The following is a 21,988-nucleotide window of genomic DNA, read 5'->3' as shown; positions in this document are numbered from 1 at the left end:
GTGGGGGGTCGTCATTCAGGCTTCCAGTTCGTCGATGAGGGTCATGGTGGTGCTGACGACGGCGCCGCGTGCGGCCGTCCAGCGCAGCGCGAGCGCGTGCTCCTCCGCGGAGGTGTCCGCCACCGCGTCGGCGACCACGAACGGCTGGATGTCGTTCATGAAGGCGTCCGCCGCGGTGAGCAGCACGCCCGAGTGCGCGAACACGCCGCACAGGATCAGCTGGTCCCGGCCCGAGGTGCGCAGGATCCGCTCCAGGTGGCTGCGCAGGAAGGCGTTGTGCCGCGCGTTGGTGATCAGGTGCTCTCCCCGGTGCGGGGTGAGTTCCTCGGTGATCGACACGTCGGGGTCGTCCGCCGCCGGTCCTGTCTCCATCTCGGCCGCGAGACCCCGCTGTTCGGGGCGCTCGGCCGACGGCACCGCACTGAAGACGACCGGGAGGCCGAGCCGTCGCGCGGAGCGGCGCAGTGCGGCGATGTTGCCGATCAGGTCGACGAGGGGTGAGTGGTCACGGGGGAACGGCCGGAGCAGATGGTTCTGCATGTTGTGTATCAGCAGGGCGGCCCGGTCGGGGTCGACGGACCAGGGTGCCGCGGAACGCGGCACGACGTCCTGGGTGGGCATGGGGTAAGGGGCAATGGTCGCAGGGCCCACGGCTGGATCTCCTTGATGCCGGCGCTACGCGGGGCGCCGGTGGTGAACGGGCGCGCGGAGCTCGACGAGGGGTGGAGGATGCCCTGCCCCTCATCTTGTGCTTAGCTTAGCCTAACCTAACCAATTTGGATCTTGTGAGAGTCCGTCCCTGCCCGGTTCGGTCTCCGGGCCCCGCGCTCTCAGGTGCTCCGGCTCAGTCCCGGCGTATGGTGCGGTCGCCCAACCCGCCCGCAGGGCCGTCCGGTTGGGCGTCCGGGGACAGGAGGGGGTCGTCGAGCTGCACGATCCGGTACCCGACCCGGCGGTTCGCCGCCTCGGGGGGTCTGCGCCGCCGGCCGCTGCCCGCTTTCGCCGAACGGGCCCGCTGGGCCGCCGCGATCAGGGCTCCCACGGGGGGCGCCTCGGCGCGCAGGCGGTTGAACCCGCGCACCGAGATCCCGACGAGGGTCGCCGCGGCCGGCCAGGCCGCCCCCTTGCGGATCGCGTTCAGCATGAGTTGCAACGCGGCCGGGGTGGGCGCTGTCCCCGGCCTCAGTCCGTGTGCCTCGGCCAGCGCGTGCGCGGAACGCAGCGCCGTGGCGAAACTGGCGTCGATCTCCAGCCACTCGCGCAGAATGCGCTCGGGAACCCCGGCCGCGGCCGCGCACCCGGGGATGGTCAGTCCCTGGGCCGCCCCGCGGAGGGCGTCGGCCATCCGGGCGATCGTTTCCTCGCGCTGACTGGGCGTGCGACGCAGTGCGTCGCGCAGCGCCCGGTCCATCTCCTCCTGCGAGCCCATCCAGGCCAGTACTTCGTCGGCCCATTCGTCCTGCTGGGCTTGGTCCTGCGCTTGGTCTTGCGCTTTCTCCTGCATCCCCACACCCCCACTATTAGGTAAGCCTAACCTAAGAGTCGAGTGCTGGGCGAGATATGCGTCCTCGGTCGTGGGATTCCCGTGCAGCACCGGGTGCCGAGTCAACCCGGCTGCGGCGCACGGCAGTTCTCCGGACCCCACGCCCGCACCACCGCCGCCACGCCGCCACCGGCGCACCACCGTGGACGCCGGGCGCCCCGTGCGGGATTTCAGTCGCGGTGGAACACGACCTCCGGGTCGGCCGCCGTGGGGCCGTCGAACCGTGGCGCCGGCTTCCCGCGCAGGTGCAGGTCGAAGAAGTCGCCGACGTACGCCCGCGTGATCTGCTGGGAGCGGGTGCCCGACAGCGGGGTCTCCGGATGCGGGTAGCCCGCCTGGTCGCCCAGTACGGGCCAGTCGGTGAAGCCGGGGTGCCCTGCTCCCGTGACGGTCAGCCAGCGCTTCCAGCCGTCCAGCCGGGGCCAGCTGTCCTCCCAGGAGGTGTCGGGGAAGTCGGGCGGCAGCAGGGCGGGGTCGCCGGCGAGCATCAGGAAGGGCCGTCCGCCGAGGCCGGTCTCGGGGACCGGGGTGAAGAAGGTGCCGTCCATGTTGACCCCGGCGTCCACGCGCGGGTCCACGGCCATGGTGGCCGAGGCGGCCGCGCCGCCGATCGAATGACCGGCCATGCCGATGTGCCGGGAGTCGATCAGCCAGGAGTACCGCCACGCGGAGCGCGGGCCGGTCAGCCGGTCCAGGACGAACGGAACGTCCCGGGCCCGGCCGTCGGAGACCCGGTGCAGAGACCCGTCGGGGAACACCTGCTCGCACGCCTTGCAGGTGAGCGTCCGGCCGCCGGGGAAGACGGTGCCGTCCGACTCGTACGCGTGGTCCACCGCGGCGACGACGTAACCGCGGCTGGCGAGGTCCTCCGCGAGGGTGGTGAGCGAGGCGCGGGGCAGGGTGAAGCCGGGCGACAGCACGATCAGCGGGTAGCGGTGCGCGGAAGGCCGGGGCAACGCGTCCGCCCGTGCGTGGGTCCGGGTGGCGGCCACGCGCTCGGGGGTGACGTGGTCGCCGAGCTGCCCGCGGTCGGTGAGCAGCGCCTTGGCCTCGGGAACGCCCATATAGGGAGCGGGAGTTCCGGTGCGAGCGAGCGCCGGGTAGTACAGCGACAGCAGTAATTCCCGGTCGGCCGTGGGCGCCCAGGGGTCGCGGCGCTCGCGGTCCACCAGGTGGAGGGTGTCGCGGCCCACGGCGAAGTCCCCGGTGGGCCGGGGGAGTTCGAGTCTGGGGGCGCCGGCCGGGGCGGATGCGGCCGTGGCGGGGGTGGTGAGCGTGCCCGGTGCGGCGAGGGCCAGGCCGGCCGTCACCGCCGTCAGTACGCGGATGATCTTCTTCATGGCGGCATCCTAGGTTATTTTTAGGCAAGCCTTACCTAACTTTGCCGAGATGTCCCGGAGTTGGGACGCCGTCGCACCGCGCCCTCGTGGCGTGAACGCCCATATCCGGTCATGCTCCGTGGCCGTCCGGTGAACCGCGTGCGGCCGACGGCAGGTCAGCGGGGGCGGTGCTGCACGTCGCAGCCGCCGCGGCGTCCGTCGGCGCCTACCGGCAGGGGGTGGGATGTACCCCGTGAGCTGCCCGAACGACCATTCGGTAGTCGATATGCGAATGCTCTGTCCGTAAATCGGTCATCGATGTGCGGTGGGCCCTGAGGTCGGACAGTCTGGTCCCACCGAAACGCGATATCGAAACCAAATATCGCGCTCAACCTTCGAATTGAAAGTGAGTCTCGTCGTGCGTCACCGCATCGCAGCTGCCTCTGCCGCCACACTCCTCTGCGTGATCGGCACCACCGGCATGGCAGCCGCACAGCCCTCCAGCCTGTACGCCCCTTCCGCCCTGGTGTTGAGCGTCTCGCAGGGCGACGACGCAGCCACCTCCACCGTCCTGCGGGCGTCGACCCTCAGCTGTGCCCCGACCGCCCTGGGCACCCACCCGGACCCGCGGGCCGCCTGCGCCGCCCTCAACTCCACCGGCGGAGCGCTCGACCGCCTCCTGGCCGCCCCGGACCCGGACCGCGCCTGCCCGATGCACTACGCCCCGGTCACCGTGACCGCCGACGGCGTGTGGAAGGGCAGCCGCGTCTCCTGGAAGAACACCTTCTCCAACTCCTGCGTCATGGCCGCGACACTCAACGGCAACGCCGTCTTCGCGTTCTGATCCCGCGTCGCACCTGCGCCCGGCCGGGCGGGGGAAGCCACCCCCGCGATCCTCGGCCGGCAACGCCGGGAACACGCCGACGCGGAGCGCCCCGCCTCCCGGACCGTCACCGGCCCGGAGGCGGGGCGCTCCCCTGCGTACCCCCCTACCTCTGCGCGGTCCGCTCCCGGGCCGAGACGGTGACGTGGTCCACGCGCATCGCATGACCCGGCTCGGTTGCCGGCCCCGCGCCCGCGCCGTCGGCGAGCGGCAGACTGCCGCCGACCGCCACGTTCAGGATCAGGAACAGCCCGTGCTCCACGGCCGCCTTCCACGTCGCGGGGTCCATCCGGCCGGCGGTCACCCGGTGGTACACGCGCCCGTCCAGGGACCAGCGCACCTCCTCTGCGCCGGGCGCGAGGTCGACCTCCACGGCGTACGAGTGGAAGGCCGTACGGCAGCCGGAGCACGGCTGCGGGCCGGACGTCAGGCCTGCCGGCTCCTGGCACGGGCCCCCTCCGAGGACACCGCAGTGCATGGTGCCGAAGACGGTGTCCCGACCGTTCACGTTCTCCATGATGTCGAGCTCCCCGACGCCCGGCCACCCCGTGTACCCGTCGCGCAGCGGCGCCCCCAGGGTCCAGAACGCCGGCCAGTACCCCGCCGCCTTCTCCCCGGTCACGTCCGGCAGGGCGATCGACGCCTCGATCCGCAGCACACCCCCGGGCGGCGGCGCGAAGTCGGAGCGCCGCGTCTCGATCCGCCCCGAACTCCACTGCCCGTCCTTCCGGGTGGGCACGATCTCCAGTGCGCCCCTCCCGTCCAGGCGGACGTTGTCGGTCGAGTCGGTCATGGTCTCGATCTCCCCGGTGCCCCATTGCGGAGCGGGGCAGCCCGGATAGCAGGTGCCGAGGTCGTGGAGCCAGTCGACGGCGGACGGAGGGGAGCCCGCCGGGCCGTCGAAGCCGTCGTGCAGCAGCCGCGTCCACCCGTCCGCCCCCGCCCCCGCCCCCGGCGCCGGCGCTCCGGCCGGGCCAGGCAGCAGCCCGGACTCCGTGAGCAGCCGCTCCAGTCGGCTGGTCAGGACCACGGCCGCCGCATTGGTCAGGTGCGCGTCGTCCCGGTAGAGCAGGATCCGGTCGAGGACGGCAGGGCAGGTCGGTCCGTCGCCCGGGCACAGCACCGGGTTCACGCCGATGCTCCGTACGCCGGGCAGGGCGCCGGACGCTATCCGCAGCGCCAGCGGATCCGGCAGCTGCGCGTCCGCACGGCTGAACGCGCAGGCGTCCGGGGACCGGGGGCTGCCGGAGACGCAGGCGGGGATGTCCGTACCGGGCACCGGCGTGTCCTCGATGTAGACGATCGGCGCCCCCAGGGCCCGTAGCGGCGTGAGCGTCTTCTCCCAGGCCCGCGCCAGCAGTTCCGCGTCGTCGGTGTACCGGTTGAGCGAGGCGATCACGATCAGGCGCGGCTTCGGCTGCTGCCTCAGCCGCTCCAGGGAGTCGGCCCGCCAGGTGTCGCACTCCCGGTAGGCACGGCCGAGCTGCGGGCTGTTCACCGCCAGCTCCGGCAGCGGGCATCCCTGCTTCACCAGCTCCTGCAGCGCCCAGCCCCGCTGCGAGGCCAGCGCCAGCATCGGGGAGAACCACTGCCCGGCGTGCGAGTCGCCGAGCAGCACTATCCGGTCCGGACTGTCCACCGCCCCGAAGAGGCAGTCGGGGCTGCGGGTCCCGGCCGGGGCGACCTCACAGGCCCCGTCCGGCGGGAAGTCCCGGCGCGCCTGCGCCGGACTCGGCACCACCGGGCCGTCCACGAGCGGCGTACCGGGGGTGCGCGCGAGCAGCGTGGGGCCTGAGGCGGCGCCCGGGGGCAGCCCCTGCGTGTCGACCGGGGTGACCGGGCCCAGCACCCGCAGCGTCGTCGTACCCACCACCAGTGCGAGGACCACCGGCAGCACGATGGCCGTGATGCCCACCGACAGCCCGCGGCGGGGCAGTTCGGAGACCGTACGGCTGCGGCGCAGCGGCTGCTCGACCCAGCGCATGGTGGCGAGGGCGGGCAGGACGGCCGCCAGCGTCAGCGCGGTCTTCGCGGGCCAGCCGAGCGTTCCGAGCCGCGCCTCGGCGAGGACCAGCACCGGCCAGTGCCACAGGTACAGGTTGTAGGAGAGCCGCCCTACGGCCCGGGGCGCCCGCCCCGACAGCAGCCGCCCCACGTCCCAGGTGCCCGGGGTGTACCGCTCGCCCCGGCCGGGTATCGCGGCCAGGATCACGGCGGCGGTGGCCAGCGTGGGCACGAGCGCCGCGCGGCCGGGGTACGGGGTCCCGGCGTCGTACGACACGACGCACCAGCCGATGGCCGCGGCCCCGGCCCAGCCGCACAGCAGCCGCAGGGGGCGCGGCCCGCGCATCAGGTGCCAGGGCAGCAGGGCGAGCAGGGCGCCGACGCCGAACTGCCAGACCCGCGAGGGAGTTGCGAGGTAGGCGAGCGAAACGGAGTGCACGGTCCAGTACGCCCCAAGGGCGTACGACGCGCATGCGAGCGGGGCGGCGGCGAGGACCACGACGAGGCGCACGGCCCGGCCCCGGCGCACGGCACGGGCCGCGCCCAGCACCAGCACCGCCAGCAGAGGGGCCCAGAAAAGGTAGAACTGCTCCTCGACGGCGAGGGACCAGAAGTGGAGCAGCGGGCTCTGGTCGTGCCCGGCGGCGAGGTAGTCGGTCCGCTGCGACACGAACCGCCAGTTGGCGAAGGACAGCGCCGCCGCGACGACGTCGTACTCCATGCCGGTGCGGCGCAGCGGTACGGTCAGCCAGGCGCCGGCCACCGCCACGACGGCGAGCACCACGGCCGCGGAGGGCAGCAGCCGCCGGGCCCTCCGGGAGAAGAAGTCACCCAGCCGGATCCGGCCGGTCGTGATCGCCTCCCGGACCAGCAGACCGGTGATCAGGTAGCCGGAGATGACGAAGAAGACGTCCACGCCGACGAAACCGCCGGTCGTCCAGGGGATCCCGGCGTGGAAGGCGAGGACCGCGAGCACGGCGACGGCGCGCAGGCCCTCGATGTCCGGCCGGAAGGCGGACCGGTGCGGGCTCGGCCCGGACTCGCTGCCGGAGCGGGGACCGGATGGTGCGTCTCCGGGCCCGGGGGAGGCGCCCCTGCGGAGCCGGCGCCGGACGGGTGTGACGAGGAAGGACATGGGATGGTGCCTTTCAACTCAGCCAGGGAAGCATCGGGTCGACCCACCCCGATGCCAGCAGGCCGGTGAGCAGGAGGACCGCGGAGGCGGCGACGGTCTCGGGCCAGCGGCGCGGCAGCATGCCGGTGCGCGAGCGCAGGGCGTCGCGCACCCGGGCGCGCACCGGCCCCGCGGCCGGGTAGAGCTCGGCCACCAGGTCCCGGATCAGCGGCACGTTGATCTGGCACTGCACGAGGAGGTAGAGGAGCAGCCCCCAGTTGGGCTCCCAGCCATGGCCGGCCACGGCCAGCACGAGCCCCGCGGCGGCGGCGCCGTTGGACAGGACGAGCCAGACGAGCGAGACGGCGATCACCCGGCGGGCCATCCCGCCCGGGGCCGCCGTGCTCCGCGCGCCGGTGGGCACCCAGGCGGCGCTGCGGCCCCGCAGGGTGTGCACGAAAGCAGCCGCGGCGGCCACGCTCGTCAGGACGTTCGCCCGGATGACCTCCACGCGCCAGCGGGTCCGGCTGATCCTTGGCAGCAGCACGTGCCACAGCCACAGCGGGGCGAGCAGCGGCAGCACGTGCCAGGGCCGGATGTGGTCCGGGTACCAGAACATCATGACCAGCGGCGGCAGCGGCGCCGCGAAGGTGTTCACCGCGGTGGTCAGATAGCCGACGATGCCCTCGTAGAAGCACAGGCGCATCCGCCAGGGCGCGCGCATCCTGTGCAGCACGGGGGTCCCGAGCAGGTGGAGGTTGCCCATTGCCCACCGGTACTGCTGGTTCACGAAGGAGGCGACCTCGTCGGGCGAGGTGCCCTTGGCGACGAGCACCGGTACGTACAGCGTGCGGAATCCCCGCTCGTGGAGGGCGAGTCCGGTGTACAGGTCCTCACTGTGGTCGAGCCGGGCGAAGCCGCCCGCGAGGTCGATCGCACTGCGCCGGTACACGGCGTTGCTGCCGCAGCAGATCGCGGCGTCGCTCGCGTCCCGGGACGGCTGGATCCAGCGGAAGAACCACTCCTGCGCGGAGCCGGCGGCCCGCTGGATCCATCCCATGCTCTCGTCGGTGTCGAAGCACTGGGGGCTCTGCACGATGCCGACGGCGGGATCGGCCAGGTACGGCACGAGGTGGCGCAGGAAGTCCGGCCGCGGCGCGAAGTCGGCGTCCAGGATCGCGATGAACTCCGCGCTGCTCAGGGTGAGCGCGTGGTTGAGGTTGCCGGCCTTCTTCAGATGGCCCCGGTCGGGCCGTACGACGTACTCGTAACCGTACGAGGCGGCCAGCGCGGCGACCTCGGGGCGGTCTGCGTCGTCCAGGACCCAGACGGTCAGCGCGCCGGGCCAGTCGACGGCCGCGACCGCCCGGTAGGCGTTGCCCAGGACGTCGAGGGGCTCGCCGCAGGTCGGCAGGTAGAGGTCGACGCCGGGCAGTACGGCGGGCTGCCAGGCGTGGACGAGCACCTCGTGGGACGGTCGGGTGAGCCGGCGCTGGCGCAGGCTGTTGACGGAGGAGAGCACGAGGGCCACGACGTTGAGGCCGAGGACGGCGAGGAACGCCCACAGTGCGGGCGTTCGCAGGGCGAAGGTGAACATGGTCGCCGCCGTGAAAACGAAGGCGAGCGAGGTGCTGACCAGGACCCAGCGGCGCTGCGGTCCGAAGTACCAGTAGAGCTCCTCGTCGGAAGGTGGTTGAGGAAGATGATGAAAGGTCATAAAGCCCCCCACGGCTGTGCATGTGCCCGTTTCAGGTGGCCCACCCTAAGGGTAAAGGTGTAGACCAGTTGTTGCGAGCGTGTGGCAGCGGAGCCAATGCGCCACGGAATGGCGTGACTTCATTGGTCCAGACCTCTTGCTCCCGGTCATTCGACCGGCCGCGTCCGGCCGGTCCGGGAAGGCGCAGGTCACGTGGGGGTGAACAGTCCTGGAACTCGTCGGGGTCCGCGGGCCGTAGGGGGCCGAGGGGCTATCGGGGGTCGGGGGACGCCGCGGGCCGGGCCGGGGTGAAGATCCGGTCGAGGTGGTGGTGGAGCACCGCGACGGCCGACTCGGGCGTGCGCTGGCCGACGAGGATGCTGGTGCCCATGGTCGCCGTCATGGCGAGCAGGCTGATCGCCTCCGTGCGCGCGTCGACGCCGGGGTCGGCCAGGCCGCTCTCCTGTGCCTGACGGAGCAGTCCGGCGAGGGCGTTCTCCGCCGCGTCCGGGTTGTCGATGAACGGCTGGGCGGCGAGGGTCTCGTCGGTCACGGACAGGATCGAGTACGAGCTGTAGAGGAGGTGAAAGGTGCGGCTCTCCTCGTCGGTGGGGAGGGAGGCCAGGAGCAGCGCCTCGATGGTCGCGCGCGGTCCGGGGTTCGGGCCGGCGGCCCTCAGGCGCTCGCCCACGCGCGCGGTGAACCGGTCGGTGAGGTGCTGGAGCCCGTAGAAGAGCAGCTTCTCCTTGGTCTCGAAGTAGTACTGCACGAGCCGCAGCGACACCCCCGCCTCCGCCGCCACGTCGCGCATGCCGACGGCGTGCAGTCCGCGCCGCCCGGCCACCTGGATGAGCGCCTCGGCGATCTGGGCCCGCCGTTCCTCGTGGTCCACGCGCTTAGGCATGTGCTTTCTCTCCGCCCGTCGGTGGTGCTCCCGTGGTCCGGAGTGCCCGGACCCTTTGATGATACCGCCGTACCATCTTTATGGTACGTTCGTATTACGAAGAACGGATCTTCCAGGAGGTGCCCCGTGCCTGACAACGCCAATCGAACCCGCGCACGCCGCGACGTCGGCCGCTACGTGAACGACACCCTGCGCGACCGGTACTTCGCCGCCAGCGACGTGCTCTACGCGATGGGCGCACCCGTCCGCTCCGAGACGGACGTCGAGACGAGCTTCGGCACCACGCACGTCTACCGGTACGGACCCGACGACCCGGCGGCGGAGTCCCGTACGCCGGTCGTCCTGATCCACGGCGCGGGCTACTGCTCCGCCATGTGGTACCCCAACACCCCCGCGCTCAGCGCCGAACGCCCCGTCTACGCCCTCGACACCCCCGGCGACGCCGGCCGCAGCGTCCATCGTGAGCCCATGTGGCAGCCCGAGCGTGCGGCGCAGTGGCTCGACGAGGCCCTGGACGCACTGGGCCTCGACCGGGTCCACCTCGTGGGTTCCTCCTACGGCGGCTGGCTCGTCCTCAACCAGGCCCACCGCCGTCCCGACCGGCTCGCCTCCGTCACCCTCCTCGATCCGGGCGGCCTGGAAAAGGTGGGCCTGCGCTTCTTCGCCTGGGTGTTCGTCAGCCTCTTCGCCAGCTTCGCGCCCAAGGCACTGCGCCCGCGCCTCGCCGCCTGGCTGGAGCAGCCGGTCATCGTCGTGCCCGAGCTGCGCAGGTGGGTGCAGGTGGGCGCCCGCGCCTTCCGGATCCGGCGCCCCGCGCCCCGGCCACTGGCCGAGGAGGCCCTGCGCTCCATCCGCACCCCGCTCTACCTGGTCCTCGGCCGGCGGAGCCTGCTCGTCCACCCCAAGCGGCAGCTGGAACGAGTACCGCGGCTGATACCCGGCGCCCGCGCCGAGATCGTCGCCGCCACCGGCCACGGACCCCAGATCGACCACCCCGACCTGGTCAACGCCCGGATGCTGAGCTTCATGGACGACATCGACTCCCTCGCCCCCGCCGAAGCCTGACCCGCAACGGCCAGGACCGGCCGGCGCCGCACCTCTCGGCGTTGGGATCCCCTCAGGACACCCCCTAGTGTGCGGTCATGGACGCTGCCGTACTCGACCGCCGGACCCGGATGCACGACGAGTGCATACCGCCGGACCTCATCGACCGTCTCCTGGCCCTCGGCCACACCGAAGCGGTCCGCGGGCTGGCCGTGGCGGAGGACGGTGACTGGTTCTGCGCCCGCGCCTGGGCGCGCCTGCTCGCCGGCCGGGCCGAGCTCGACGAAGCCCTCGCGGTGCTGGCCCCGTACGTCGGGACGGGCTGGTGGACGGCGGCCGCCGAGGCGGCCCGGCTGCTGGACGAGGGAGGCCGGGGCGCGGAGGCCATCGCGCTCGTCCGCCCCTTCGTGACCGCGGGGGAGCGGTTCGCCCTGTGCGACCTGGCCCTGCTGCTGGCCCGGCACGGGCAGGGCGAGGAGGCGTACGCGCTGCTCCTGCCGCACATCGCGGACTGGCCCGCCGCCGAGGCCCTGGTCGAGGTGGGCATCGGTCTGGGCCGGGACGAGGAGGTGGCTGCGCTGCTGGAGGCCCGGATCGCACCGGGCCTTCCGTGCACGCGGTGCGGCAGCCAGGAATGCGCGGACCGGAACCCGCAGCCGTCCAACGCGGTAACCCTGCTGGCGTCCGTCCGCGAGGGCCAGGGCCGTACGGACGAGGCCATCGAGGTGCTGCGCACGCACGGCTCCGCCCCGGTCAACGACTGCGACCCGCTGGCCGAACTGCTGGTGCGGCACGACCGGATCGACGAGCTGCGCGCGTACGCGGCGGGCGAGGACCGCGAGGAAGCCGTCCGTCGTCTGGCCGAACTGCTGGAGGCCCGGGGGGACGTGGCGGGCGCGGTCGAGGTGTACCGGCGGCACTCGGAGCACGACGACTGGCACGCCCCGGTACTGCTCGCGCAGCTGCTCGCCCGGCACGGGCGGGGTGACGAAGCCATCGAGGTGGTCCGCGCGATGGGCGGTGCCGACGACTGGATCCTGCACCTGCTGTGCGAGCTGTTCGCCGCCGAGGGCCGCGCCGAGGAGGGGCTCGCACACCTGGACGCGCTCAAGGCCCGGCGGGGAGCGGAGGAATGGGAGCTGTTCCGGCTGCGGGGCCCGCTCTTGGCCGCCTGCGGCCGGCTGGACGAGGCGGTGGAGGAGGCCTGCGCCCATCCCGAGGGCGGGGGTCCGTACGCGGTGCAGAGCGTGGCCCGTCTGCTGGCCGATGCCGGACGCCCGGAGGAGGCCGTCGCCCTCCTGGACACGGACCGCCCGGGCCACCGACGGGTCCTCGCCCCGCTGCTGGTGGAGCTGGGCCGGGTCGAGGAGGCCGTAGCGCTCCTTCGGACGCCGCGCCCCGCCGTCCGCCCGCCCGAGCCGGTGGGCCACGGCGACTGCCCCCCGTTCTGAACCTCGACGTATGTGACGCCAATGGGTCGTTCGCGCGCGTCCACCGGACCTTGAACCGGACGGCAGACCTCGACTCCGGTGGATCGACGATCACGGTGCGCGCCGGGCGTGCTTCGGGCGCAGGTGACACAAGATCGGCTCATGTCCCAGGCCGTACACGTCCCATGCAGATCCCGCCTACGACCGCGGGACGCCGAAGGCGGAGAGCAAGGCCGTCCTCCGCAACTGGACCGACATCACCGAAACGTGGCAGGAGGACCCGCTCCAGGACGAGATCGCCGATGCCTTCATCCGGCGGCCTCCAGCGCGCAGGACCATCCTGCCCGGATGACCGCAGCAGGACATACCGGCTTCCCGCGGCCGCATTCACCGCCCGGAGGCGGCGGTGGGAGACGAGGGCTGCGGCTGTGCCGACGCGGGCGAGGAAGCGTCGGTGAAGGCGCCGACAGCCGGCCGGCCACCCAGGACACGACCGGTCGACTTCGGCCGAGCGAGCCGGGATACCCGCGAGCCTCCGACGCGGCAGCTGTGGCAGTCTGCTGCGATGCCATGGGAACTACGCGAACATGCAGGCCGTCACTACGCCGTGCTGTTCCACTACGCCTTGCACGACGATGCCTGGGCCGTGGAGCTGAGCGAGGCCGTGCCTGTGCCGACCGAGGGGGCCGAGAACCCCGACGCCTCGGTGACCCACGTGCCCGGCGCTGCCTTCCTGGTGGCGCTTGTCCCGGACGAGGACCCGAGTCTGCAGCCGACCGTCCGCGTCTGGAGCCCTGACGAGCGCGTCGTCCCCTACGAGGTCATGGGCTGGTTCATGGAGCAGGTGGCCGACCAGGTGGAACGCTGCCGCATCGCGTTCGCTCAGGAGGAACCGGACCTCTCCGCCGCTTGACAGATCGGCCGGTCTCACTGCGGTCAACCATGCCCGAGACGCTCCGGAGATCGTCCCGGCCGGGTGGACGCGGTGCAGGCGCGTGATGCTCTCGCGGGCCTGGGGCATGGCCTCGTACTCAGGGACGACCGAGTAGCAGCGCCCATACGCAAGCGACCGTGTCAGACCTACCGTGACACCCATGCACCCCATGAGCGCCGACCGGCTGTCCTGCGATCTCGACCTCGCGCCCCGTGGCCCCGAGACGGGCATGCCGGCCCTGGCGCTGGGATCCAGCGCGTTCTTGGCTCTCGGCACCCTGCCCGTGCTGCACTACCTCGTCCTCCTCGCACTGCCCCTCGGCATCGCCGCGATCGCCTCAGGTGTCCGCGCGCTGCGCCGCGGCGGTGCAGCACCTTCCGGGCGGATCGCATCGGTCACCGGCATCCTGCTCGGCGCCCTGGGCGTACTGGGCTGGGCAGGTCTGATGCTCCTCTGGTACCTGCTGGAACAAGCCACAAGCCACTGATCGTGCTCGGCCACCGCCCGAGTCCTCGACCACGTGACCCACGGGGCATCAGACGCATCGTCCGCGCTTGGTCTTCGCGCGCATACGTTCGCGAAGTTCGGCCTGGTGGACACGAGGCATCCGCCACGGCCCCATGGCCGTGCACCACCGCGCACCCGGAAGAATGCGGGCATGGCACTGGTCAAGAAGGGGTCGCGGCACATCACCGTCGACGGCATCACCTACCGATGGCGACTTCGCGGAAGGCCGACCTACGGCCAGGGAATGGTCTGGTCACCTCTCACGTACGCGGTCGATCATGCCGACAACCCCGGCACCACTCTCGTCGTCACCACCGACCAGCCCCACCCGAGCAACTGGATCGGCAGTCCGGCCGTCCCCGTCCTGCCGTCGGATGTCGCCACCGGTATCCGAACCGCCCTCACCCGCGGCTGGAGCCCCACAACCCCGGGCTCCCCGTTCCCTCTCGACCAGTCGGAGGGATTCGCCCCCTTCCACTGACCTCGCAGCACCCAGGGCTGGCTGAGCGAGGGCGTGCGGGTCTCGTTCCACGACGATGTCACGGCGCCCGGACATCGAGCCGCCGAACTCCTCACCACGGCGAGCACCCGCGGCCCGGACATCGGGGACGTCACTCAGCACGAAGTCGATGCCCGGCTCTGGGGCAACCCTGGGACCCGCGACGAAGTCCGCGACTTCGTCGTCCGGGCCGACCGCCGCGGTCACTCCCGCGCGCTGGGGTGCCACACCGACCGAAGACGATGCTGTGCGGCCTGCGGAGGGTGAGCGGCACCCGGGCGAACAAGCCCACCGGCCGATCCTCAATCCCGTACCCAGGTCATGGTCATGCCCCTGTGCGGGTTCACTCGCCGGCGACGTCAGTGCTGGTCGAAAATGTAGCCGTGTTCCTCTCCGGCTGGGCAGGCGAAGACCCGGAAGTCGCCCCACCTGCCCACCGTGATGTTGGTGGTGTGGTCACTGCCCACGGTGAACAGCAGACGGCACGGGGCACCACAGGTGTCGCACGGCATGTCATCCGGTTCGGTCAGGTGCCAGGTGGGCCACCCGCCGAACTTGATCCCTGCCACGCAGGTGATGACGTCGTTTCCGTCTCCGGTCGCCTCCACGTACTCCAGCACGGACTCGACGAGCTCCGGGTCCGGCAGGCCCTGGGCGTAGGGGAAGTCGACGAGGGGCTCCGGGGTGAGCGCGCACGGCACCGGGGTGTAGCCGTAGTCGGGGTCCTCCTGCCGTACGGGCAACGGGGGCGACCCGAGTATGTGCGTGACGTCGGCGCTTCGGCGCCAGCGGATCTCGGCGACCGGGCTGATGTCGGCGTGCGGAGCCGGCGGGTCGCAGTGCACGTTGGGGCACCACAGGAGCTGGAACACGTCCTTGTCCTCGGGCCACCAGTCACCCGGTGCGTCCCTGCGATACACCTGCACCACCGCCACCATGGCCGTGGCGGGGCTCCCGGAGCCGGACTTCTCGTCGGGGACATCGCAGTGCGGCCAGGGCTCATCTGCCGGCCAGAGCAACGGTCCGCCCACCGAGCTCTGATGGACCGTCGGCGCGCCCCGCTCGGGGGTCAGCACCACGGCCGCCCGGGGGTACGGCGCGAGTCCGGGCACAGCTGCCACGATCTCCTCCGCCGAAGGCCTGGTGCTGTAAGTCATATTCATGGCCGGAGATTAACCCGTCCCTCCGACACCGACGCCGACGCCGACGCCGACACCGGGGCCCCGCCATGTCCCGTGTCCAGCTCGCCCGTCCTTGCATCCGGTACTTGGGTACAGGTTTACCGTCGGAGGTGTCCCCGCACCGGGGATGTGCTGACGGGAGTGAGCGCGATGAGTGATCCGGCGTGGGTGCCGCAGTCCTGCACGCTGCCCACCGAGGAGCGGCCCCTGCGGGTGGCGGAATGGGACGGGCTGCTCTCCGAGCGGTTGACTGGCCTGTCCCGGCCGGGGGCGCTGCATCTGCGCCTGGACGTGGCCGACGGGCCGGGAGTCGAGGAGTGGGTGCGGGACCTGGTCGACCGCGAGAGGGGCTGCTGCTCGTTCTTCACCTTCACCCTCGCGGTCGGCGACGGCGGGATCGGCCTGGACATCGAGGTGGACCAGGCGCACGAAGCGGTCCTGGAAGCGCTGGCCGCCCGCACCGCGGCCACCCGGGAGCAGCGGTGAGCGGGAGCCTGCGCGCCGAAGACCGCTGGTGAGGGCGGGTGCGGCTGCAAGGCGTCCGCGGAACCGCTGAAGATCGGAGGCGCCGGCCGCCGATAGGGTCGCCCGCATGACCGTAGCTCGTTCAGTTGCCCTGTTCGTCGTCGCCGCGCTCTTCGAGATCGGTGGTGCCTGGCTGGTCTGGCAGGGCATCCGCGAACACAAGGGCTGGATCTGGACCGGCGCCGGCGTCATCGCCCTGGGCCTCTACGGGGTGGTCGCCACCTTCCAGTCCGACGACAACTTCGGCCGCATCCTCGCCGCGTACGGCGGGATCTTCGTCGCCGGGTCGATCGCCTGGGGCGTGGTCGCCGACGGCTACCGGCCCGACCGCTACGACATCATCGGCGCCCTGGTCTGCCTCGCGGGCATGGCCGTGATCATGTATGCCCCCCGCGGTCACTGACTGCACTGCAGCCAGCGGCGATTGGTGACGATCGGCCGGCTCGTGTCTCCGAAGCTGCGTCGCATTCAATATTGAACGCGTTCAATGGAGCTGGCAGGATGTCACACAGCGGACGCCGCTCTGGCGTGCCGTCTCGACCAGGCATGCCATCAGGGGGAGAAGGCTGTGAACGAGGGCACACCATGGCGGAACCTGGGAGTCATCGGACTGCGGTTGGTCGACCTGGTCGTCCGGTACGCCCTCGTATTCACCATCACCCTGGCGGCCGTGTCGGCGTCGTTGCCGGCGGAGTTCAGGTTCGCCGCCCACGACGGGCTGCTCTTCGTCATGTACATCGGGATCCCGTCCATCGTGATCAGCTTCGTCTACGGGCTGGCCAACAGTCGCACCGGTATGGCATTCCGGGGCCCACTCGCTTTGCTCCTGCTCCTCCCGCTCTGGTTCCTGCTCTTCTTCCCGCCGATCCTGATCATCCCCGCCATGGGGCAGCTGCTCTTCGCGTTGGGCGTGATGAGGGCACCGCTGCTGGGCCCGTCCCAGCTCCGGCGGCAGGGCCGCGCGGCGCTCGCTGCTGCTGCCCGCCTCGCCCAGGTCCTGGCGTCCCGCATCGGTCGTGCGGCCCCCTGAGACCGGCGCCCGCTTCGTGGCCGCCTTCCGCCATACCTCGATTCCCTCGCTGAGAAAACGGCTTTGCGCGCCTTGCGATCGGTGTGGATGCTGACTGGCCGGAGGTGTTGAAGGTGACCGATGTGGTGCTGAAGCTGTCAGCCCGTGATCTGCTGCATGCGGACCTGGCGTCGTGCGGGTGGGCGGGGTCCGACCACCACTTGGCCGGCGTCGCGAAACAGTTGGAACGTGCCCGGACCGGTGAGGTCGACTACCTGGCGGTCTGCCCCGGGACGGACATCCCTGTGGCGAAGGGCGGCGTCGACTACCAGGTCAAGGAGGGCGTCGGCACTTTGTGGCAGCTGGCGGTCCACCCCGCATTGCAGTCGTGCGGCATCGGCACCTTCCTTGTCGAGGCCGCAGAACTGCGGATCAGGAACCGCGGTCTGCGGCAGGCCGAGCTGGCTGTGGAGGAAAGCAACCCCCGCGCGCATGCGCTGTACCGGCGACTGGGCTATGTCGCGTACGGGCGCGAGCCGGACGCGTGGGACGAACAGTGCCCCGATGGATCGTTGCGCCGCTACGAAACGATGTGCACGTTGATGCGGAAGGAACTCTCGTAGGCCGGTCCGAGGCCGCCAGGTTCAACGACGAGAGCCCGCGGAACCACCCTAGAGTGGGAAGCATGAGGCTCCTGGTCACCTCCGACACCCACGTGCCCGCCCGCGCCAAGCACCTGCCGCCGGCCCTCCTGGAGCACGTGGACCGGGCGGACGTGGTGATCCATGCCGGTGACTGGACCGACGAGGCCACCCTCGACCTGCTCGAGTCCAGGTCGCGCCACCTGGTCGCCGTGTACGGGAACAACGACGGCCCCGCCCTGCGCCGCAGGCTGCCGGAGGTGGCCCGGGCCGATCTGGGCGGGCTGCGTTTCGCCGTCGTCCACGAGACCGGTCCGGCCACCGGGCGCGAGCGCCGCTGCTCCGAGCGCTTTCCCGATACGGACGTCCTGGTCTTCGGCCACAGCCACATTCCCTGGGACTCCACCGCCCCCGGCGGGCTGCGCCTCCTCAACCCTGGCTCACCGACCGACCGCCGTCGCCAGCCGCACCACACCTTCCTGTCCCTCACCGTCGTGGACGGCGAACTGCGCGAGACCACCCTGCACCGGCTGCCCCACGCGTCACGGGAGCTAACGTAGGTCCATGCTCAAGATGCCGTCACGGGTCGAACTGCACCCGCTCACCCGCTCCGACCAGGACGAGTTCTGCACGCTCGTACGGGCCAGCTCCGAGCTGCACCGGCCGTGGATGCAACTGCCTGCGAACGCGGAGGAGTTCCAGGCCTGGATGGGCCGCTTCGACGACGGCACCAACCGCGGCTTCCTGGTCCGTGTCCGGGAGACCGGCGCGGCCGCAGGCATGATCAACATCAATTCGATCATCCGGGGCCGCTACCAGGGTGCGTCGCTCGGCTATGCGGCCTTCGCCCCGTCCGCAGGCCACGGCTACATGACCGAAGGGCTCACCACCGCCCTGCACCACGCCTTCACCGAGCTGCGGCTCCACCGGCTGGAGGCCAACATCCAGCCGGCGAACGAGGCATCCCTGGCACTGGTCCAGCGGCTGGGCTTCTCCTACGAGGGCCTCTCGCCCGCCTACCTCTACATCGACGGAGGTTGGCGGGACCACGAACGCTGGGCGATCACAGCCCCCGGCCCCTGGACGCCCGACCCGTCCCTTCCCGAGGTCTGAGCCGCACGGCGCCGCTCCCCACCCGGCCCGGCGCGACCAGTTGCCCCACCGGAGGTGCCGTCGGTCGCACCTTCGGTGAGGCCCCGGCCGGGCGCGCAACATGGGCCGGTCCGGATCTGTTCTGGGCAGGACGGTCTCGGCCACGCCGTGGCGAGCACCCCCGTGGTTCGCCACGGCGTGTGCGAGGCCGTCCTGCGTCAGTGGGTGGGGGCCGGCGGGACCGCTTCGGGCGAGCCCTCGGGGCGGAAGCGGCCGATGCGCTGCGGCGGGACGATCGTGGGGAGGAGGAAGTTCCACAGGTCCGTCACGCGGGTGTGGAGGTCCTCGCGCCGGGTGCGGACGTACGAGGTCACCTGGATGCCCGTGAAGGCTCCGACGAGCAGCGTCGACAGGTCCTGGACGTCGAGCGACGGGTTTATGTCGCCGCGTTCCTGAGCGGGGGTCAGGCAGCCGCGGCAGGTGTCGATCCAGGCGTCGTACGGGGTGGGGTCGGGGTTGGTGAAGGAGCCGAACTCGATGACCAGGCGGATGCCGGCGCGGATGCGGACATTGGAGCGCAGTCCGTGGGCCATCTGGTGGGTGAGATCGATGACGGTCTGCAGGCCCGGGTCCTCGACGGCGGGAACGTGCTCGGAGACCTGGAACTGTTCGTCCATCAGGGTGCGGGCGAGCGCTTCCTTGGACGGGAAGTGGAAGTAGAGGGCGCCCTTGGTGACTCCGGCGTGCTTGACGACGTCGCTGAGGCTGGTGCCCTCGAACCCGCTGAGGTCGAAGGCGGTCGCCGCGCCATCGAGTATGGCTTGGCGGGTGATCTCGGCCCGCTCCTGTCTGGCCCTCGCCACGTGTGCTCGTCTCCCTGGTCCCTGCCCCAGCAGCGGCGTTCGCTGCGGTGTGCGGTCAATGTAGTCGGGTGATGCGAAAGGAAACCAGTCGACAGGTACTTTTTCGCGGAAGCGGCGGAGCAGTTCGCGGAGTTGTGTGGTCCTTTGCGTGATTGTTTCTTCGCCGCTGGATGGGTGGAGTCGGTAACGGACCTGTGGAGAAGGTGAGTTCACCGTCCCCGCTGCGTGATGCGGCTCGGGGAGCGGGCGGTTGCCTCGTGGCCCGGGAGGGGCCTCCGGTGAGCCGACGCCGCTGCCGCGCCATCGGCAGGCTCGGACGACCTAGCATGCGGACCATGAGTGATCTTGACGACCGGGTGCGCGGGTTTCGGCTCCAAGTGGGCCAGGACGAGCTGGACGACCTGAAGCAGCGGCTGGCGCGGGTGCGGTGGCCCGACGAGCTGCCCGGCGTCGGGCGGGCGTACGGGATGCCGCGCGACCGGATGCGGGAGCTCGTCGCGTACTGGAGCGAGGAGTACGACTGGCGGGCGGCCGAGGCACGGCTGAACGAGTGGCCGCAGTTCACCACCCTCATCGACGGCGCGCGGGTGCACTTCGCGCACGTCCGCTCGCCCGAGCCCGACGCGACGCCCCTGCTGATGACCCACGGCTGGCCGGGCTCATTGGTGGAATTCCAGCGGGTCGCGGGCCCGCTCACGGACCCCCGCGCGCACGGCGGCGATCCGGCGGACGCCTTCCATCTGGTGCTCCCGAGCATCCCCGGCTTCGGGCTCTCCGGGCCCACGACCGAGCCGGGCTGGGAGTTCAAGCGGGTGGCCCGGGCCTTCGGCGCGCTGATGGACCGCCTGGGGTACCGGTCGTACGGGGTCCAGGGCGGCGACTGGGGGGCCGCCATCTCGCGGGAACTCGGGCGGATCCGGCCGGACCATGTGATCGGAGTGCACCTGAACCTGCTCCCCGGGGGCGGGGCCACGGCCGAACCCGGGCCGCAGGAGCTGGCCGGGCTGTCCCCCGCCGAGCGGGAGCGGACGCTGGCCTCCTGGGAGCGGTACCGGATCTGGGCCCGCGAGCGGCAGGGCTACGCCGACATCCAGGCGACCCGGCCGCAGACCCTCGCGTACGGACTGAACGACTCGCCCGTCGGGCTGCTCGCCTGGATCGCGGAGAAGTTCGACGAGTGGAGCGACCCCGCGTGCCCGGTGGACCGGGACCAGATGCTGACCAACGTCATGCTGTACTGGCTCACCGGAACGGCCGGCAGCGCGGCCCGCATCTACTACGAACGCGCGCATGCCGCGTACGCCGGACGGCCGCCCGAGGTGTCGCGGACCCCGACCGCACTGGCCGACTTCCCCCGCGACAACTTCATCCCGCTGCGTCACATCGCCGCCCGCACCGACACCATCGTGCGCTGGACCTCGTACGACCGGGGCGGCCACTTCCCCGCCATGGAGGTGCCCGAGCTGCTGGTGGGGGACATCCGCGCCTTCTTCCGGCAGCTGGGCCGTCCGGCAGGTGAAATCGAGGTGGGCAGGGCCCGCCCCTGATGTGATGATCGCCCGATGATCGACGAGCAGAGGACCCGGCCCGTTCTGGTGGGCGACGAGCGCGCCACGCTGACCAGCATCCTGCAGTGGCAGCGGGACACCCTGATGATGAAGTGCGCGGGCCTGGGCGAGGACCAGCTGCGGATGCGGGCGGTCCCCCCGTCCGGCCTGAGCCTGCTGGGGCTGGTGCGCCACCTCGCGGAGGTCGAGCGCGGGTGGTTCCGCAACGTCCTGGGCGGTGAGGACGTACGCAGCTACTTCCCGAGGAACGCGGCGGGGGAGTGGACCGAGTTCCACGTCGGGAACGCGGACGTGGCCGACTCGTTCAGGATCTGGGAGGAGTCGTGCGAGCGGTCACGGGCGATCGTGGACGCCGCCGAGTCCCTCGACGTGACGGGGCACTCCGGGGATCAGGCCTACTCGCTGCACTACATCCTGACCCACATGATCGAGGAGTACGCCCGCCACAACGGGCACGCGGACCTGCTGCGCGAGGCCATCGACGGCACGACGGGGGAGTGACCCGGGGACATCGGGGACACCCGCGAAATATCCGGGCGGAGGCCGGACAGGGCGCGGTACGGTCCGCAGTCATGCGGATCACGAAGTACACCCACGCATGTGTCCGGATCGAGCACGAAGGCCGCGTCCTGGTCATCGAACCCGGGACGTGGAGCGAACCGGCCGCCCTGGCGGGCGCGGACGCGGTCCTGGTCACCCACGAACACACCGATCACGTCGACGTGCTGCGCCTGGCCGGGCTCGGTGTGCCGGTCTACGCCCCCGCCGGGGCGGACATTCCACGGCTCGAAGCCATCGAGGTGTCCTCGGGTACGGAGTTCACGGCCGCCGGCTTCCGGATACGGGCGGTCGGCGGTCGCCATGCCTTCATCTACGCCGGCCAGCCCGACTGCGCGAACCTCGGCTACGTCATCGACGACGCGGTCTACCACCCGGGTGACTCGCTGCACGTTCCCGAGCAGCCGGTCGAGACGCTCCTGGTGCCGGTGCAGGGGTCGTGGCTGAAAATGGTGGAGGCGATCGATTTCGTCAAGGCCGTGAAACCACAGCGGGCGTTCGGCATTCACGACGCCCAGATCAACGATCGAGGTCTCGGCAGCGTCAACGGCTGGCTCGAGGAGGAGACCGACCACGGGTACCGCTATCTGCGGCCGGGCGAATCCCTCTGAGGCGCTGATCGTCCTCGGCGGCCCCGGACCGATCTGACCCGGGTGAACCGGCGCCCCTGCGCG

23 protein-coding genes are annotated in these 21,988 nt (G+C 71.5%); 15 read left to right on the top strand and 8 right to left on the bottom strand.

Annotated features, from left to right (window positions below; translation table 11 throughout):
- Positions 1-15: 15 nt before the first annotated feature.
- The 3 genes from OG753_RS02725 to OG753_RS02715 form a co-directional block, all read right to left on the bottom strand.
- Positions 16-621, bottom strand: a complete 606-nt coding sequence (locus OG753_RS02725) for an isochorismatase family protein (protein WP_327260466.1) — start codon at positions 619-621, stop codon at positions 16-18.
- Positions 622-844: 223 nt separating this feature from the next.
- Complete coding sequence (locus tag OG753_RS02720) at positions 845-1,504, bottom strand: hypothetical protein (protein WP_327260465.1); 660 nt, start codon at positions 1,502-1,504, stop codon at positions 845-847.
- A 209-nt stretch (positions 1,505-1,713) separates the two neighbouring features.
- On the bottom strand, positions 1,714-2,883 hold the full coding sequence (locus OG753_RS02715; RefSeq protein ID WP_405786935.1) for an alpha/beta hydrolase family protein: 1,170 nt from the start codon (positions 2,881-2,883) through the stop codon (positions 1,714-1,716).
- A gap of 460 nt (positions 2,884-3,343) precedes the next feature.
- Here OG753_RS02715 and OG753_RS02710 point away from each other — a divergent pair, with 460 nt between their 5' ends.
- Positions 3,344-3,706 (top strand): subtilase-type protease inhibitor, encoded by a 363-nt coding sequence (locus OG753_RS02710; RefSeq protein ID WP_405792512.1) that lies wholly within the window; start codon positions 3,344-3,346, stop codon positions 3,704-3,706.
- A 145-nt stretch (positions 3,707-3,851) separates the two neighbouring features.
- Here the strand turns inward: OG753_RS02710 and OG753_RS02705 are convergent, their stop codons facing one another.
- The 3 genes from OG753_RS02705 to OG753_RS02695 all read right to left on the bottom strand — a co-directional run bounded on the left by OG753_RS02705 (position 3,852) and on the right by OG753_RS02695 (position 9,463).
- Positions 3,852-6,884, bottom strand: coding sequence for an SGNH hydrolase domain-containing protein (locus OG753_RS02705; RefSeq protein WP_405786933.1), 3,033 nt, complete (start codon positions 6,882-6,884; stop codon positions 3,852-3,854).
- A 13-nt stretch (positions 6,885-6,897) separates the two neighbouring features.
- Positions 6,898-8,580, bottom strand: coding sequence for a cellulose synthase catalytic subunit (locus OG753_RS02700; protein WP_327260461.1), 1,683 nt, complete (start codon positions 8,578-8,580; stop codon positions 6,898-6,900).
- A 250-nt stretch (positions 8,581-8,830) separates the two neighbouring features.
- Positions 8,831-9,463 carry a TetR/AcrR family transcriptional regulator gene (locus OG753_RS02695; protein ID WP_405786931.1) on the bottom strand — a complete coding sequence of 211 codons (633 nt, stop codon included), beginning with the start codon at positions 9,461-9,463 and terminating at the stop codon, positions 8,831-8,833.
- A gap of 126 nt (positions 9,464-9,589) precedes the next feature.
- Between OG753_RS02695 and OG753_RS02690 the strand changes: the two genes are divergently transcribed.
- The 5 genes from OG753_RS02690 to OG753_RS02670 all read left to right on the top strand — a co-directional run bounded on the left by OG753_RS02690 (position 9,590) and on the right by OG753_RS02670 (position 13,859).
- A complete protein-coding gene (locus OG753_RS02690) occupies positions 9,590-10,528 on the top strand; it encodes an alpha/beta fold hydrolase (RefSeq protein ID WP_327260459.1) in 939 nt (312 codons plus the stop codon).
- 77 nt (positions 10,529-10,605) lie between these two features.
- Complete coding sequence (locus tag OG753_RS02685; protein WP_405786929.1) at positions 10,606-11,958, top strand: tetratricopeptide repeat protein; 1,353 nt, start codon at positions 10,606-10,608, stop codon at positions 11,956-11,958.
- Positions 11,959-12,502: 544 nt separating this feature from the next.
- Complete coding sequence (locus tag OG753_RS02680; RefSeq protein WP_405786927.1) at positions 12,503-12,850, top strand: hypothetical protein; 348 nt, start codon at positions 12,503-12,505, stop codon at positions 12,848-12,850.
- A gap of 181 nt (positions 12,851-13,031) precedes the next feature.
- Entirely contained in the window at positions 13,032-13,358 is a 327-nt protein-coding gene (locus OG753_RS02675) for a hypothetical protein (RefSeq protein ID WP_405786926.1), read from the top strand.
- Positions 13,359-13,529: 171 nt separating this feature from the next.
- Positions 13,530-13,859: a hypothetical protein gene (locus tag OG753_RS02670; protein WP_405786925.1), complete on the top strand. Its 330-nt coding sequence runs from the start codon at positions 13,530-13,532 to the stop codon at positions 13,857-13,859.
- Positions 13,860-14,236: 377 nt separating this feature from the next.
- Here OG753_RS02670 and OG753_RS02665 read toward each other — a convergent pair whose 3' ends face one another.
- The gene (locus OG753_RS02665) at positions 14,237-15,040 is read right to left on the bottom strand and encodes a hypothetical protein (RefSeq protein ID WP_405786923.1); all 804 of its coding nucleotides are present in this window, start codon (positions 15,038-15,040) and stop codon (positions 14,237-14,239) included.
- A gap of 168 nt (positions 15,041-15,208) precedes the next feature.
- Between OG753_RS02665 and OG753_RS02660 the strand changes: the two genes are divergently transcribed.
- From OG753_RS02660 to OG753_RS02635, 6 genes are all read left to right on the top strand, one after another.
- Positions 15,209-15,544: a hypothetical protein gene (locus OG753_RS02660; protein WP_405786922.1), complete on the top strand. Its 336-nt coding sequence runs from the start codon at positions 15,209-15,211 to the stop codon at positions 15,542-15,544.
- Between the two features lie 106 nt (positions 15,545-15,650).
- Entirely contained in the window at positions 15,651-15,986 is a 336-nt protein-coding gene (locus tag OG753_RS02655) for a YnfA family protein (RefSeq protein WP_327260452.1), read from the top strand.
- A gap of 165 nt (positions 15,987-16,151) precedes the next feature.
- Positions 16,152-16,613, top strand: coding sequence for a hypothetical protein (locus tag OG753_RS02650; RefSeq protein WP_405786921.1), 462 nt, complete (start codon positions 16,152-16,154; stop codon positions 16,611-16,613).
- A 113-nt stretch (positions 16,614-16,726) separates the two neighbouring features.
- Entirely contained in the window at positions 16,727-17,215 is a 489-nt protein-coding gene (locus OG753_RS02645; protein WP_405786919.1) for a GNAT family N-acetyltransferase, read from the top strand.
- 62 nt (positions 17,216-17,277) lie between these two features.
- Positions 17,278-17,793, top strand: a complete 516-nt coding sequence (locus OG753_RS02640) for a metallophosphoesterase family protein (protein ID WP_405786918.1) — start codon at positions 17,278-17,280, stop codon at positions 17,791-17,793.
- A gap of 4 nt (positions 17,794-17,797) precedes the next feature.
- The gene (locus tag OG753_RS02635; RefSeq protein ID WP_405786917.1) at positions 17,798-18,346 is read left to right on the top strand and encodes a GNAT family N-acetyltransferase; all 549 of its coding nucleotides are present in this window, start codon (positions 17,798-17,800) and stop codon (positions 18,344-18,346) included.
- A 197-nt stretch (positions 18,347-18,543) separates the two neighbouring features.
- Here OG753_RS02635 and OG753_RS02630 read toward each other — a convergent pair whose 3' ends face one another.
- Positions 18,544-19,188 carry a ScbR family autoregulator-binding transcription factor gene (locus tag OG753_RS02630; protein ID WP_327260447.1) on the bottom strand — a complete coding sequence of 215 codons (645 nt, stop codon included), beginning with the start codon at positions 19,186-19,188 and terminating at the stop codon, positions 18,544-18,546.
- A gap of 335 nt (positions 19,189-19,523) precedes the next feature.
- Here OG753_RS02630 and OG753_RS02625 point away from each other — a divergent pair, with 335 nt between their 5' ends.
- The 3 genes from OG753_RS02625 (at position 19,524) to OG753_RS02615 (ending at position 21,925) form a co-directional block, all read left to right on the top strand.
- Positions 19,524-20,735: an epoxide hydrolase family protein gene (locus tag OG753_RS02625; protein WP_327260446.1), complete on the top strand. Its 1,212-nt coding sequence runs from the start codon at positions 19,524-19,526 to the stop codon at positions 20,733-20,735.
- A gap of 15 nt (positions 20,736-20,750) precedes the next feature.
- The gene (locus OG753_RS02620; protein WP_327260445.1) at positions 20,751-21,257 is read left to right on the top strand and encodes a DinB family protein; all 507 of its coding nucleotides are present in this window, start codon (positions 20,751-20,753) and stop codon (positions 21,255-21,257) included.
- 71 nt (positions 21,258-21,328) lie between these two features.
- Positions 21,329-21,925, top strand: coding sequence for an MBL fold metallo-hydrolase (locus tag OG753_RS02615; protein WP_405786916.1), 597 nt, complete (start codon positions 21,329-21,331; stop codon positions 21,923-21,925).
- Positions 21,926-21,988 lie beyond the last annotated feature (63 nt).

Source organism: Streptomyces sp. NBC_00029 (assembly GCF_045160505.1).
Taxonomy (GTDB): Bacteria; Actinomycetota; Actinomycetes; order Streptomycetales; family Streptomycetaceae; genus Streptomyces.
Note: the sequence above shows the minus strand (reverse complement) of the source record. Positions and strands in the feature narration are given on the sequence as shown.

Excerpts from the sequence above, each read along its gene's own strand:
- OG753_RS02725 (WP_327260466.1), bottom strand. The coding sequence starts at position 621 with ATGCCCACCCAGGACGTCGTGCCGCGTTCCGCGGCACCCTGGTCCGTC.
- OG753_RS02685 (WP_405786929.1), top strand. The coding sequence starts at position 10,606 with ATGGACGCTGCCGTACTCGACCGCCGGACCCGGATGCACGACGAGTGC.
- OG753_RS02680 (WP_405786927.1), top strand. The coding sequence starts at position 12,503 with ATGCCATGGGAACTACGCGAACATGCAGGCCGTCACTACGCCGTGCTG.
- OG753_RS02640 (WP_405786918.1), top strand. The coding sequence starts at position 17,278 with ATGAGGCTCCTGGTCACCTCCGACACCCACGTGCCCGCCCGCGCCAAG.
- OG753_RS02720 (WP_327260465.1), bottom strand. The coding sequence starts at position 1,504 with ATGCAGGAGAAAGCGCAAGACCAAGCGCAGGACCAAGCCCAGCAGGAC.
- OG753_RS02615 (WP_405786916.1), top strand. The coding sequence starts at position 21,329 with ATGCGGATCACGAAGTACACCCACGCATGTGTCCGGATCGAGCACGAA.
- OG753_RS02655 (WP_327260452.1), top strand. The coding sequence starts at position 15,651 with ATGACCGTAGCTCGTTCAGTTGCCCTGTTCGTCGTCGCCGCGCTCTTC.
- OG753_RS02715 (WP_405786935.1), bottom strand. The coding sequence starts at position 2,883 with ATGAAGAAGATCATCCGCGTACTGACGGCGGTGACGGCCGGCCTGGCC.
- OG753_RS02695 (WP_405786931.1), bottom strand. The coding sequence starts at position 9,463 with ATGCCTAAGCGCGTGGACCACGAGGAACGGCGGGCCCAGATCGCCGAG.
- OG753_RS02705 (WP_405786933.1), bottom strand. The coding sequence starts at position 6,884 with ATGTCCTTCCTCGTCACACCCGTCCGGCGCCGGCTCCGCAGGGGCGCC.
- OG753_RS02625 (WP_327260446.1), top strand. The coding sequence starts at position 19,524 with ATGAGTGATCTTGACGACCGGGTGCGCGGGTTTCGGCTCCAAGTGGGC.
- OG753_RS02700 (WP_327260461.1), bottom strand. The coding sequence starts at position 8,580 with ATGACCTTTCATCATCTTCCTCAACCACCTTCCGACGAGGAGCTCTAC.
- OG753_RS02665 (WP_405786923.1), bottom strand. The coding sequence starts at position 15,040 with ATGAATATGACTTACAGCACCAGGCCTTCGGCGGAGGAGATCGTGGCA.
- OG753_RS02675 (WP_405786926.1), top strand. The coding sequence starts at position 13,032 with ATGCACCCCATGAGCGCCGACCGGCTGTCCTGCGATCTCGACCTCGCG.
- OG753_RS02670 (WP_405786925.1), top strand. The coding sequence starts at position 13,530 with ATGGCACTGGTCAAGAAGGGGTCGCGGCACATCACCGTCGACGGCATC.
- OG753_RS02635 (WP_405786917.1), top strand. The coding sequence starts at position 17,798 with ATGCTCAAGATGCCGTCACGGGTCGAACTGCACCCGCTCACCCGCTCC.
- OG753_RS02660 (WP_405786922.1), top strand. The coding sequence starts at position 15,209 with ATGAGTGATCCGGCGTGGGTGCCGCAGTCCTGCACGCTGCCCACCGAG.
- OG753_RS02710 (WP_405792512.1), top strand. The coding sequence starts at position 3,344 with ATGGCAGCCGCACAGCCCTCCAGCCTGTACGCCCCTTCCGCCCTGGTG.
- OG753_RS02620 (WP_327260445.1), top strand. The coding sequence starts at position 20,751 with ATGATCGACGAGCAGAGGACCCGGCCCGTTCTGGTGGGCGACGAGCGC.